Consider the following 12,775-nt stretch of genomic DNA (forward strand, 5'->3'; position numbering starts at 1 on the left):
AAGATTATCAGTCTCTGAGCAATTCGTTGATGCCGGTTTTGCTGCGGGTTTTTTCGTCGACTTGTTTGATGATGACCGCACAATACAAGCTATGGCTGCCGTCTTTGCTGGGCAGGTTACCGGACACCACCACCGAACCGGCCGGGATGCGGCCGTAGCTGACTTCGCCGGTCATCCGGTTGAAAATCTTGGTGCTTTGGCCGATGTAGACGCCCATCGACACCACGCAGTTGTCTTCGACGATCACGCCTTCGACGATCTCGGAGCGGGCGCCGATGAAACAGTTGTCGCCGATGATGGTCGGGTTGGCTTGCAAAGGCTCCAACACGCCGCCGATGCCGACGCCGCCGGACAAATGCACGTTTTTACCGATTTGCGCGCAGGAACCCACGGTTACCCAGGTATCGACCATGGTGCCGCTGTCGACATAAGCGCCGATGTTAACGTAGGACGGCATCAAGATAGCGCCGGGAGCGACATAGGAGCCATACCGGGCCACGGCATTAGGCACCACGCGGACGCCGGCTTTGGCGAAATCGTCTTCGCTATACTGGCTGAATTTGGTCGGCACTTTGTCGTAGTAACGCACGTCGCCGCTCTCGATAACTTTGTTTTCGTTGATGCGGAACGACAGTAGCACGGCTTTTTTCAACCATTGGTTGGTGACCCAGTCGCCGTCTTTTTTCTCGGCAACGCGGGCTTCGCCCTTGTCGAGCAAATTCAATGCGGTGGCGACGGCGTCGCGAATTTCCGGGGAAACGGAGGACGGGCTAATTTCGGCGCGGTTTTCGAACGCGGCGTTGATGATGGTTTCCAGGTTTGACATGGTTGTTTCAGGTTAAGTTAAAAAATGTAGCTTGGGTTAGGCGTAAGCCGCAACCCGACAGGATGGCTTTGATTGTCGGATTAGGCCACGTTAATCCGACCTACCTCAAATTTTCGATAAAGGTTTTGATGCGCTGCGCGGCTTCCACGCATTCTGTCAACGGCGCAACCAAGGCAATGCGCACGTGGTTGGCGCCGGGGTTGATGCCGTTGCTGTCGCGAGACAAATAACTGCCCGGCAACACGGTAATGTTTTGTTCGGCGAATAATTGCCGGGCAAATTCGGTATCACTGATAGACGTCTTCAGCCAGATATAAAAACCGGCCGGCGGCCGGCTGATCTCGCATACGTCTTTGAGAATATCGATGAAGGCGGTGAATTTGTCGCGGTACATCTCGCGGTTACGCCTAACATGTTCTTCGTCGTTCCAGGCGGCGATGCTGGCGTGCTGGGTCGGCACCGGCATCGGGCAGCCGTGGTAGGTGCGGTATTTGAAATACTGATTCAACACCGCGGCATCGCCGGCCACAAAGCCGGAGCGCAAGCCCGGTGCATTGGAGCGCTTGGACAGGCTTTGGAAAATCACGCAGCGTTTGAAAGCGGTACTGCCGGCGGCGTAAGCACTTTGCAGCAAGCCCTGCGGCGGATTAGTCTCGTCGTCGTACAGTTCGGTATAACATTCGTCCGAAGCCACCACAAAATCGTATGTTTCCGCCAATGCCAATAATTTCAGATGATCGGCTTGTGACATCACCGCCCCGGTCGGGTTGCCGGGCGAACAGATGAACGCCAATTGGCAGCGCCGCCAAATGTCAGCCGGCACACTGTCGAAATCCGGCAAATAGCCGTTTTCCGCCGTCGTATTCAGATAATACGGCTCGGCACCGGCCAACAACGCCGCACCTTCGTAGATCTGATAGAACGGATTCGGCATCAGCACCACCGGCTTGTCGGCCGGATCGACCACCGCCTGCACCAACGAAAACAGCGCTTCCCGGGTGCCGTTGACCGGCAGCACCTGGGTTTCCGGATCCACGCTCGCATCCGGCAGCGCGAACCGCCGGCAGGTCCACGCCGCAATGGCGGCACGCAATTCCGGCAAGCCTTTGGTGGTCGGATAGTGCGCCAGGCCATGCAGATGTTGCAGCAAAGCCTCTTGAATGAAATGCGGCGTCGGATGCTTGGGCTCGCCGATCGACATGGCGATATGCGCTTTGTCGGCCGGCGGCGTAATGCCTTGCTTGAGCGCCGCCAGTTTTTCGAACGGATAAGGATGCAGTTGGTTTAAATTCGGATTCATCTCGGTTTACTTACTACAGCGCGGCTGTTTGCCGGCACGCATGGCCTGTTGTTGCAATTGCACGGCTTGCGGGATCTGCTGGTTTAAATTGTCGATACGGCTGGCATGCGAAGGGTGGGTCGACATGAACTCCACCGGCTGCCCGCCTTGCGAAGCTCTATCCATCTTCAACCAAAGGTTAATGCTTTGGCGCGGATCGAATCCGGCTTTGGCCATTAAATTCAGGCCTATGGTATCGGCCTCGCTTTCCTGCACCCGGCTGAACGGCAATATCAGTCCGTATTGAGCGCCCAGCCCCAATGCCCCCATGGCCATCTGCCCCATCTGGCTTTGCGGATTGGCCATGGCTTGCACCATCGACAAGCCGGTGCTGACCGCGGTTTCTTGCGACAAGCGCTCGTTACTGTGCCGGGACAATACGTGACCCACTTCGTGGCCGATAACCGCAGCCAACTGGTCTTGATTGTCCACCAATTGGATCAGGCCCGAATGCACGCCGATTTTATTACCCGGCAACGCAAACGCGTTCAAACTATCGTCTTGAAACACCACCACTTCCCATTGCCCGCCGGTCACGGAAGTAATCGCATACGCCACGCATTGCGCGAATCGGTTAAAGCCGGCGTTGTTACTGACCGGATTTTTGCTTTTCATCGTGTCGAAGGCCTGCAAGCCCATTTGGTCGACCTGACTGTCCGGCATATAGATGAATTGACTACGTCCGGTCGGGCTGGTAACGCACGCGGCCGCGACCAGCGCTACTGCGCATAATCCGAAAAGTTTTTTCGGCATGGCCACCCTCCTTAAAAAACAAAACGCCATTTTACCGTACATTATTCGCCTACCTGTAATTCAGACCACAACCTGAAACCACGCGAGGCCAGCGGTTAGGGATATAAAGCGACCGTTTCCAAACCCAGAATTTCAGGTAAGCCGAACATCAAATTCATGTTCTGCACAGCCTGACCGGACGCGCCTTTCACCAAATTGTCTATCACCGACAATACCACGACGGTATTGCCGTCCTGCGGCTGGTGCACGGCAAGCTGGCAGCGGTTGCTGCCTCGCACGTTACGGGTGTCCGCATGACTGCCGGCCGGCAACACGTCGACGAAAGGCTCGGCTTGGTAACGGTTTTCGAACAAGGCCTGCAGGTCGACGCCTTGTTCCAAGCGCGCATACAATGTGGCATGGATGCCGCGTATCATCGGCGTCAAATGCGGAACGAAGGTTAAACCTACCGATTGTCCCGCCACTTGCCGCAAGCCCTGCTTGATTTCCGGCAAATGCCTGTGCCCCGGCACGCCGTAGGCTTTAAAACTCTCGCCGGCTTCGCTCATCAGCGACGACAGCTCGGCTTTGCGCCCGGCCCCGCTGACCCCGGATTTGGCGTCGGCGATCAAATTTGCCGCATCTATCAATCCCGCTTCCAGCATCGGCAGGAAGCCCAACTGCACCGCAGTAGGATAACAACCGGGGCAGGCAATCAAGCGTGCATTTCGAATGGCGTCCCGCTTGAGTTCCGGCAAGCCGTACACGGCTTCGGCAATCAAATCCGGACTAGAGTGGCTCATGCCGTACCATTTTTCCCATTCCGCCACGTCTTTAATCCGAAAATCGGCGGACAAATCGATGACTTTGACGTCGCGTTGCAAAAGCTGCGCGGCCATCGTCATCGCCGTGCCGTTCGGGGTGGCGAAAAAGACGACGTCGCACTCGGCCAAACGCTCGATCTCGGGGAGTGTAAACGACAGGCCGCACAAACCTCGCAAGCTGGGATATACGCTGTCGACGCGTTGTCCGGCGTCGGCGCGCGAGGTGACCGCTACAACTTCCACCTCGGTATGCAACAGCAATAACCTCAGTAATTCGACCCCTGTATAGCCGGTGCCGCCCACAATTCCCGCACGTATCATTTAAATTCCCGCCAATAAAAACACTTGCTCGCATAAACCAACGGCTTGCGAGACGAATTTGCTCGATAAAGCGGCATATAATAATGCGATTTGGCGGTGAAAGGCGGTTAGCAATGCGCGCGATTGATATTGTCTCAACCGAAAGCGGCAATGCTTTGCTATTGCGAGACTTTCCGCGCCCGCTGCCAGGCGACGGTGAAGTACTGATTCAGGTCGCGGCTGCCGGCGTCAATCGGCCGGATTTAATGCAGCGGCAGGGTGTCTATCCGCCGCCGCCCGGTGCATCTGAGCTACTTGGATTAGAGGTGGCCGGCACCATAGTCGAAACCGGCCCCGGCGTCCAAGGCTATAAGGTCGGCGATGCGGTTTGCGCATTGCTCACAGGAGGCGGGTACGCCGAGTTTTGTTTGGCCCCCGCCGGCAGCTGTCTGCCGGTTCCGGCCGGGCTCAGCATGATAGAAGCCGCAGCCTTACCGGAAACCTTTTTCACCGTGTGGAGCAATCTGTTTCAACGCGGACGCTTGCTGCCGGGAGAAAGCGTGCTGGTACACGGCGGCGCCAGCGGTATCGGCACCACCGCCATTCAATTGGCCCGCGCGTTCGGCAACAGCTGTTACGTCACGGCCGGCAGTCCGGATAAATGCCAACGCTGTTTAGCGTTGGGCGCAGCCGCCGCCATCGATTACCGCCGTGACGATTTCGTCGCGCAAATCCTGCAACTGACGGCCGGCCGGGGCGTGGATTTGGTATTGGACATGATAGGCGGCGACTATTTTCCCCGCAATTTAAAATGCTTGGCAGCCGAAGGCCGTTTGGTGCAAATTGCGATTCAAAACGGCGCCCGGAGCGAAATTCAACTCTGGCAAGTCATGAGCAAGCGTCTGACTATCACTGGATCAACCTTGCGTAGCCGAGACCAAGCGTTTAAAAGCCGGATTGCGGCAGAGCTAAGCGAACGCGTCTGGCCGTTATTGGCAAGCGGCTCGATCAAGCCAGTCATAGATCGTACGTTTCCGTTAGCCGCAGCCGAACAAGCTCATGCTTATTTAGCCGACGGCCGACATTTTGGCAAAATCGTTCTGGAGTTATAAATGACATACACCACCTTGATTTCCGCATCCGAGTTAGCCCGCCGGATAAACAAGCCGGATTGGCTGGTATTCGACTGCCGTTTTTCGCTGGCCGACCCAGAGGCCGGTGCCAGAGCTTACCGGCAAGGTCATATTCCCAATGCCCGCTACGCGGATTTGAATCGGCAGCTTTCCAAACCCGTTAACAGTTATAGCGGTCGTCACCCGCTGCCGGATTTTGCCGCGCTTACCAAGCAATTAGGCGCTTGGGGGGTTGGCAACCGCAGCCAAGTCGTGGTGTACGACGATGCCGGCGGCGCTTTTGCCGGCCGCCTCTGGTGGTTGCTGCGTAGCATGGGTCACGAAACCGTTGCGGTACTGGACGGCGGCATTCAACAATGGCAAAAACAACAACTTCCGCTGACGACTATTCTGCCGAAAGTCGTCGCAAGTCAATTTCGCTGCTATTTGAATTCCGAAGCTTGGCTAAGCGCTAGGCAGGTGGAAAACGGCTTGGCTGCGAGAACGTTAACACTGATCGACGCCCGTACTCCGGAACGCTATCTAGGCCGCAAAGAACCCATAGACCCGGTGGCCGGTCACGTGCCTAAAGCCCTAAACCGCCCGTTTCAAGCAAATTTGACTCCAGAAGGTTTATTTTTACCGGCGGCACGCTTGAAACGGGAATTCCAGGCCTTGATCGGCTCGTATGCTGCAACGCAAACCGCACACATGTGCGGTTCCGGAGTAACGGCCTGCCACAACGTATTGGCCATGGAAGTCGCCGGCTTGCCGGGCTCCAAGCTGTATGCCGGATCGTGGAGCGAATGGATAACCGACAAAAATCGCGGTGTTGCGCGCGAAAACGCATGATGTCGGCAACTGCTAAGCTTTAAGGGGATGAGGCTAAACCAGCCTTTGGATGGAAAGAAATGCGGGAACGGGATACACAGAAAAAAGGGGCTATGTAAGCCCCTTCAATCAACCGTAATTACAGCAACGATTTTAAAGTCGCATTTTTTTCTTTTGCGGCTTTCAGATGTTCTTTGGATTCGGTCAGGTTGGCCGATTTCGCTGCGGTAATCGCTGCTTTCAAATGTTGTCTGACTTTGGAGTTTTCTCTCGCTACTTTATCGTTCGCGTTCAACTCTTCGCTGAAGTTGGATGCTTTTCTGATCAGGGCAGCAACTTCGGCATCTTCAGCGCCGTTATCGATGGCAGTTTCCGCTTCAGTGATTCGATCGTTAACACCTTTTATGACATCGATCGGTTTAACAGAAATCCTGCCTGGATCGGACTCAGCAACCGCAGATGTCGAGAAGCTACCCATAGCAACAGCCAAAGAGAATGCAACAACGGCACTTTTAAAAATTTTCATGTATTGAACCTCGCAGTTATTTTTATAAACACACACAGCGTCGCCTTGAATTAAACCACCATATGCGGCTGGGGATAATAGCATAGAAATTGAGGTTTCATAGCATGCTTGTTACCAAGTCATGACAATTTGCAGAATTTTTAATGAACTTTTCGTTACTCTACGCTAACCAGGATTTTGTCCAGCCATCCGGTCGGCAACAATCGTTTCAGCCAGGCGAACAAATGGGTAGGCACCGTCACCCGATAACGGGCTTTAGGCCGTTTGGCGGTCATAGCCTGAAAAACTTTTTCGGCCACGGCATTCGCCGGCAAGGTAAATGGGGCCGCCGGGCCGATCTTCTGCAATCTGGCTTCCATAGCCAGATACGTTTGGCGATGAGGACTTTGGTTGACGTCGATATATTGCTTATACATCGAAAACGCATTGGCGCGAAACCGGCTTTCTATTGGGCCCGGCTCCACTAATACAACGTGTATCCCGGTTCCCCGCAACTCCAAACGCAGGGTATCCGCCAATCCTTCCAATGCGAATTTACTGGCGTTATAGGCCCCGCGAAATTTCATCGCGACAAAACCCAATACCGAACTGTTATAGACGATTCGTCCCATTCCTTGCTTGCGCATCAAGGGTAGAATTAAATTGGTTAATTCGTGAGTGCCGAAAAAATTGGTCTCGAATTGATTGCGCAACGCTTCACGGCTTAAATCCTCCACCGCCCCCGGCTGCCCGAACGCCGCATTATTGAATAAGCCATCGATTTTTCCACCGGTAATCTCGGCCAATTCCGCTACCGCGCGATGCACACTGGCCGAATCGGCCAAATCCAACGGCAAACATTCAAAACCTTCCGCCATCAGCCTCTCCACGTCTTCCGGCTTGCGCGCGGAACAAATCACCCGAAATCCCCGGCTTTTCAGTAACACTGCCGTGGCGTAGCCAATTCCGGAAGAACAACCGGTGATGAAAACCGTTCGATTGGGAGCATTCATTGTTTTAACTCGGATTCGTTGAACATGAATACGGCACCGGAGCTGCAACTGATTGAAAACACCAAGTTTTCTAGACTGCTCTTGCCGTGCAAATCATCCGTTTCGACCCGCTGACAATTCCCGCTCGTCAAAGCTTTTTCGGCCGCCAGCCGCCGATATTTCTCGATATCCGGTAACCGCTGTTCGAATGACTTGACTAGCGCCGGCAATTTACCCGGCTGATAAGGCGGAATCGCAAAAGCGGAAAACTGTAACGGTTTTTGTTTGATCAATGCCTGAGTCAGCTCGCTTTCCTGCTTGGCCAATTGTTCTCTTTGGATGATTGCATCCAATTGGGCCTTTTCGGCTCGCATTTCCTCTTGATGCTGCTGTTGTTCCGCTCGCACTTCGCGCTGGTGCTGGGATTCAACGGCATTCAAATCCACCCGGCTGCCGGTTTTGGTATTGATCTGCACCGCTTTGTCTTCTTTGGTGCAAGGAGAAGAGCGATAATCTATGTGTCCCTCTGCATCCGTACACTTATAAACGCCGGCCGAACTTTGGCCGGCAACCGCCAATGCGAGAACAGTAATCAGAACTTTCATGTTTATCTACCTTGCAAAAGTAACTTGGAACCAGAGCATAAACGGCTGACGGCAAGACGCGCAAATTGACCGTCGCTTGCCCCGAGACACGCCCAATGCCATCTCGACAAGCAATGGAAGCAAGGGCATGAGCCCATTCATCGCAACCGTTTTAACGCCTAAACGCTAGACCGCTCTATCCGCCAGCAGAGTCGAAACCCGGTAGCAAAATAGTGCGTTTGCCGGATTGTCGTCAAGCTTCTCCACCATCTCTGGAACAGCATCGGGCAGCACAAACGCCGACGAGACCAGTAAACTCTTGCCTTCCATTTCCGCGGCGCATTTAAGTCCCAAGCGCGGCATCACCGCAGGCGTTAAATAAGCGAACACCATGTCGCTCCCGGCTAACGAACATTCCCAAAAATTACGAAAACAAACCGTTACGTTCGGTAAACGCCGACAGCGCCAGCGCAATACCAGCCAGGGTAAGGGCGCCTGTTCGACGGCGGTTATTTGCAGATCCGGCAACCGTCGCGCCAGCGGCACCACCACGCTGCCGATACCGGCACCCAATTCGACCAGATTTTTTGCCCGCTCCGTTTCGGCGAGCCGCGCCAAACCGTCTGCGACCGAATCGGAAGACAAGTATAAAGGCGCATCGCCCCCGGCGGTTCGCCAAAACACCAACGCGGATACGATAAAGCCAACCATACCGTACTGCCCGGAAATGCCGTTGCTATGCGCCCACCAAAGCGCAGGCGGGAATAACAGATGTATCCAGCACCACCACATCGGCTGCCGCAGCAAATAAGACAAAAGTGCCGCACTAGCGCCTTGCAGCCAGACTAACGCCTCTGCATGCCACACGCTAACCGGCAACAACGGCCGCATTGCCGCGACCAACAGCATGGCACCGAGTTGGCAATAAATCGCCGGAATCAGCTTACCGGCCGGGCGGCGGGGGCGGGCTGCTGCCGTCATAAGTAGTGCCTTGGGAGGGCTGCTGACCGGCCCGCTCGCCGTCGTGCAAGACATATTGCTCGGACTTTCTGTTCATCACGATAATCGATATTCTCCGGTTCATCGGATCGTTAGGGTTGTCACGATTGTAAGGGATACTGGAGGCCAAACCCACTACCCGTAAAATCTTGTCTTCGCCCAAACCGCCTTCCGTCAGTTGCTGGCGCGCCACGTTGGCCCTCTCGCTGGAAAGCTCCCAATTCGAATAACTACGCCGGGTACCGGGAAAAGGCAAGGCGTCGGTATGACCGTTGATGGTGACCTTATTCGGCAGTTTATTAATCTCCGAGGCCAATTCTTTTAAGATCATTTTGGCGTGTTCCTCGATTTCCGAGCTGGCCAATTTGAACATCGGCCGGTTTTGCGCATCAATGATTTGAATTTTCAGACCTTCCGGGGTGGTTTCCAGTTTGATTTGCTCGCGATACTCCGTCAACTGCGGATTGCCGTCCAATACGGCTTGTATATCCTGCTGCAGTTTTTCCAGGCGGATTTGCTCCTGTTGTTCGGCCAGAATTTCAATGTCTTGCGGTGTCGGTGTCTTGACCGGCGAGGGCGGCACGTCGCCAAGATGAACCTGACCTTTTTGCTGCGAACTTAAATCGCTGCCGCCGCCGGGGATGATCGCGATTCTATCCCCACTCCCTTCACTGCTGCGCAACGAAACCGCGAAAGGATGCTGGAAATATTCCGAAATACCTTCGCGGGTAGCTTGATCCGTGGAACCCATCAACCACATCAACAAAAAAAATGCCATCATCGCCGTAACGAAATCCGCATAAGCGATTTTCCAGGCACCGCCGTGGTAAGCGTGACGAGCTTTGCGCCTAATCTTTTTAACGATGATGAGGTTTTCAGCCATGCCTTAACCCTTGCTGGATTTCAAATAATCCTCCAATTCGAAAAAGCCGGGTCGTACCTGATAAGGTATTGCGGTACGCATAAACTCCACAGTCATCGGCGGCGAAGTGCCTTTGGCGCAATTCAACAGGCCTTTTTGGGCACAGCGATAAGCATTCGACTCGTCTTCCAAACGCTCTTCCATCAGTGCGGCGACAGGGCTGACGAAGCCGTAGGACACCAAAATGCCCAAAAAAGTGCCTACCAGCGCGGCGGCAATCAACTTGCCTAATTCGGCCGGCGGAATCCCCACCGACTCCATGGTATGCACCACGCCCATCACCGCGGCGACAATACCGAAAGCCGGCATGCCGTCGCCCACGCGCTGGACGGCGCGGATAGGCACATGACAATTGTCGTGGTGAGCTTCGATTTCGGCGTCGATCAAATCTTCCAACAGCGCCGCATCCACGCCGGTCAGTATCAGCCGCAACTTATCGCAGATAAACTCCATCAAATGTCGATCCGACACAATCCGTTCGCCGAAAATCATGCAGCCTTCCGGATCGTCCGCCACTCGTTCCAACGAAAGCAAGCCTTCCTTACGGGCTTTCTGACTCAAGGCGTTAAAGCTCAACAATAAATCCAAATAATATTCTTTGTTGTAGCGGGAGGGTCTTAGCGTGCCAATCCCTCCGGCTAAAGCGGCCTTAATGGTATTAAGCGAATTACTGGCAATAAACGCGCTGAAGGCGGAACCGACGATAATCAACACTTCGATCGGCTGAATCAGCACACCTATTTCGCCGCCGGCCATCATAAAGCCGCCAAACACACAAGCGAAAATACCTAAATAGCCGAGAATCAGTAACATAACCGCCCTTGCCTATTACCGAGCTGAACAAACCGACCGCGCGTGCCGCCGGCATTCGTTGGACCGCAATTTTCCGTCCGGAAAGAACCCATTGCAAAAATAGTAGCAAGGCTTTCGGCTTGCGCTCCGCGCGACCGCAGCGGCCCATCAGTGCCGCCAGGAAACCATATCTTCGATAGGTTCCAAATGCGTGTCTATATCGATACCCTCGAAACGGTCCGCGATTTGTCGTTCGATGCGTTCGAGCAAATCGTGGCCTTGCTGCACCGTCCATTGGCCGGGCACCAGCACGTGCACGGACATGAAACGGCGAGAACCGGCAAAGCGGGTGCGCAACGCATGGAAAGCGACATGATCGGAACAGGCGAAGCCGGTTAAAATAGCTTCGATTTCCACAACTTCTTCGACCGGCAAGGCCGCATCCATCAGTCCTGCGATGGTGCGCGAGATCAACTGCAATCCGGCCCAAACAATATGCAAAGCCACCGCAATGGCAATGACCGGATCCAAAATTTCCCAGCCGGCCAAGCCCAAGCGGGAAGCCAACGCAAGATCGGCGTCGAAACGATTGGCCACCGCGATGGCGCCTATGCCGATCAATATCCCTAAAGTCGTCCACACGTCGGTCATCAAATGCTTGCCATCCGCCTCCAAAGTAATGGAATATCTGGCACGGCCGACGCCGATCAAAACACGGGCGACGATCAGATTGATCAACGAGGCGAACACCGCAATGGCAATGCCGACATCCAACTGACGCAACGGCATAGGATGCAGTAAGCGCTCCCAAGCGGCAAAAATGATGCCCAACGCCGCCAGCACTATCATCACCCCTTCCGCGCCGCTGGAGAAATATTCGATTTTCTCGTGTCCGTAAGCGTGCCTGGCATCCGGCGGACGGCTCGCCACGCTCAGCACGATCAACACGATAACCGCCGCGACCAAGTTAATCAGCGACTCCAACGCGTCGGACAATAAGCCGACCGATCCGGTCAACCAGTACGCGTAACTTTTCAACCCTATCGTCGTCAATGCGGCGGCGATCGACAGCCAACCGTATCGGGTTAAGGAAGAAGCAGCCTGATTCATAAACGCACGACCTATAGGGGGCGACAATAGTCGCCGGACCCGTGTGGGGGGGGTAAATCAACCGTTCGCCGGCTTAACCGACTCCAGCGACAAACGCATGGACAGGTCTATGGCTCGCAAGTTTTTAGTCAACGCACCGATAGATATATAATCGACACCGGTTTCGGCCACGGCCCGAATGTTGTCCAAGTCAATATTGCCGGAAGCTTCCAACTCTATCCGTCCCTCGTTAAGAGCTACCGCCTGCCGCAATTCGGGTAAGGAAAAATTGTCCAGCATTATCCGATCCGGTTGCGCGTCCAAAGCTTGCCGCAACTCGGCCAACGATTCGACTTCCACTTCGATTAATGCGCAAGTGCTATTGCGCGCGGCCTTAACCGCTGCAGCAATGGAACCTGCTGCGGCAATATGGTTTTCTTTGATCAGCACGGCGTCGAACAAACCGATCCTATGGTTATAGCAACCGCCGCAAACCACTGCATATTTTTGCGCCCGCCTCAAGCCGGGCAGGGTTTTACGGGTATCGAGCACCTTACAACCGGTACCCGCGACCGCATCCGCATAGCCGCGCGCGACCGTCGCGGTAGCCGACAAAGTTTGCAGCAAATTCAACGCCGTGCGTTCGCCGCTCAACAAGGCGCGAGCCGGGCCGGACAAGCGGCACAACACCGTCCCTGCTTCGACCGAGTGACCTTCCGCTACCAGCCACTCTACGTTAACCTTGGCGTCCAACTGTTTGAAAACCTGCTCGAACCACGCAGTGCCGCACACCACCATGGCTTCGCGGGTTATCACACTGCCCGACGCGGTTACCGAGATGGGAATAATGTTGGCGGTCAAATCGCCGCTACCTATGTCCTCGGCCAAAAATGCCGAAATATCCTCCGCCGTGGGTTGCAAGACGTTA

Annotated in this window: 14 protein-coding genes; 2 read left to right on the plus strand and 12 right to left on the minus strand. The window is 54.7% G+C overall.

Features of this window, described 5'->3' with window-relative positions; all coding sequences use genetic code 11:
• Nucleotides 1–7: 7 nt before the first annotated feature.
• From dapD to argC, 4 genes are all read right to left on the minus strand, one after another.
• On the minus strand, nt 8–826 hold the full coding sequence (gene dapD / locus AB0A83_RS20105; protein WP_150051586.1) for a 2,3,4,5-tetrahydropyridine-2,6-dicarboxylate N-succinyltransferase: 819 nt from the start codon (nt 824–826) through the stop codon (nt 8–10).
• A gap of 100 nt (nt 827–926) precedes the next feature.
• A complete protein-coding gene (gene dapC / locus AB0A83_RS20110) occupies nt 927–2,126 on the minus strand; it encodes a succinyldiaminopimelate transaminase (RefSeq protein WP_150051588.1) in 1,200 nt (399 codons plus the stop codon).
• 6 nt (nt 2,127–2,132) lie between these two features.
• Nucleotides 2,133–2,918 carry a M48 family metallopeptidase gene (locus tag AB0A83_RS20115; protein WP_150051590.1) on the minus strand — a complete coding sequence of 262 codons (786 nt, stop codon included), beginning with the start codon at nt 2,916–2,918 and terminating at the stop codon, nt 2,133–2,135.
• Between the two features lie 95 nt (nt 2,919–3,013).
• On the minus strand, nt 3,014–4,042 hold the full coding sequence (argC, locus tag AB0A83_RS20120) for an N-acetyl-gamma-glutamyl-phosphate reductase (protein ID WP_367155039.1): 1,029 nt from the start codon (nt 4,040–4,042) through the stop codon (nt 3,014–3,016).
• A 113-nt stretch (nt 4,043–4,155) separates the two neighbouring features.
• On the opposite strand from argC, the gene AB0A83_RS20125 reads away from it, so the two are divergent.
• Both AB0A83_RS20125 and AB0A83_RS20130 read left to right on the plus strand, forming a co-directional pair.
• Complete coding sequence (locus AB0A83_RS20125) at nt 4,156–5,133, plus strand: NAD(P)H-quinone oxidoreductase (protein ID WP_367155040.1); 978 nt, start codon at nt 4,156–4,158, stop codon at nt 5,131–5,133.
• Complete coding sequence (locus tag AB0A83_RS20130) at nt 5,134–5,985, plus strand: sulfurtransferase (RefSeq protein ID WP_367155042.1); 852 nt, start codon at nt 5,134–5,136, stop codon at nt 5,983–5,985. It abuts the gene before it with no gap.
• Nucleotides 5,986–6,103: 118 nt separating this feature from the next.
• On the opposite strand, the gene AB0A83_RS20135 is transcribed toward AB0A83_RS20130, so the two are convergent.
• The 8 genes from AB0A83_RS20135 to nadC all read right to left on the minus strand — a co-directional run bounded on the left by AB0A83_RS20135 (nt 6,104) and on the right by nadC (nt 12,768).
• Nucleotides 6,104–6,490, minus strand: coding sequence for a hypothetical protein (locus tag AB0A83_RS20135; RefSeq protein ID WP_150051598.1), 387 nt, complete (start codon nt 6,488–6,490; stop codon nt 6,104–6,106).
• A 155-nt stretch (nt 6,491–6,645) separates the two neighbouring features.
• On the minus strand, nt 6,646–7,482 hold the full coding sequence (locus AB0A83_RS20140) for an SDR family oxidoreductase (protein ID WP_150051600.1): 837 nt from the start codon (nt 7,480–7,482) through the stop codon (nt 6,646–6,648).
• On the minus strand, nt 7,479–8,066 hold the full coding sequence (locus tag AB0A83_RS20145) for a DUF4124 domain-containing protein (protein ID WP_150051602.1): 588 nt from the start codon (nt 8,064–8,066) through the stop codon (nt 7,479–7,481). The genes AB0A83_RS20140 and AB0A83_RS20145 overlap by 4 nt, the downstream gene beginning before the upstream one ends.
• Nucleotides 8,067–8,231: 165 nt before the next feature.
• Nucleotides 8,232–9,026 carry a hypothetical protein gene (locus tag AB0A83_RS20150; protein WP_367155044.1) on the minus strand — a complete coding sequence of 265 codons (795 nt, stop codon included), beginning with the start codon at nt 9,024–9,026 and terminating at the stop codon, nt 8,232–8,234.
• The gene (gene motB / locus AB0A83_RS20155) at nt 8,989–9,927 is read right to left on the minus strand and encodes a flagellar motor protein MotB (RefSeq protein ID WP_150051606.1); all 939 of its coding nucleotides are present in this window, start codon (nt 9,925–9,927) and stop codon (nt 8,989–8,991) included. Before motB ends, AB0A83_RS20150 begins: the two co-directional genes overlap by 38 nt.
• Before the next feature lie 3 nt (nt 9,928–9,930).
• Nucleotides 9,931–10,779, minus strand: a complete 849-nt coding sequence (motA, locus tag AB0A83_RS20160; protein WP_367155045.1) for a flagellar motor stator protein MotA — start codon at nt 10,777–10,779, stop codon at nt 9,931–9,933.
• Between the two features lie 147 nt (nt 10,780–10,926).
• The gene (locus tag AB0A83_RS20165) at nt 10,927–11,868 is read right to left on the minus strand and encodes a cation diffusion facilitator family transporter (RefSeq protein ID WP_150051616.1); all 942 of its coding nucleotides are present in this window, start codon (nt 11,866–11,868) and stop codon (nt 10,927–10,929) included.
• Nucleotides 11,869–11,925: 57 nt separating this feature from the next.
• Nucleotides 11,926–12,768 (minus strand): carboxylating nicotinate-nucleotide diphosphorylase, encoded by an 843-nt coding sequence (gene nadC, locus AB0A83_RS20170; protein ID WP_150051618.1) that lies wholly within the window; start codon nt 12,766–12,768, stop codon nt 11,926–11,928.
• Between the last annotated feature and the right edge of the window lie 7 nt (nt 12,769–12,775).

It is taken from the genome of Methylomonas sp. HYX-M1 (assembly GCF_040741385.1).
GTDB lineage: Bacteria > Pseudomonadota > Gammaproteobacteria > Methylococcales > Methylomonadaceae > Methylomonas > Methylomonas rhizoryzae.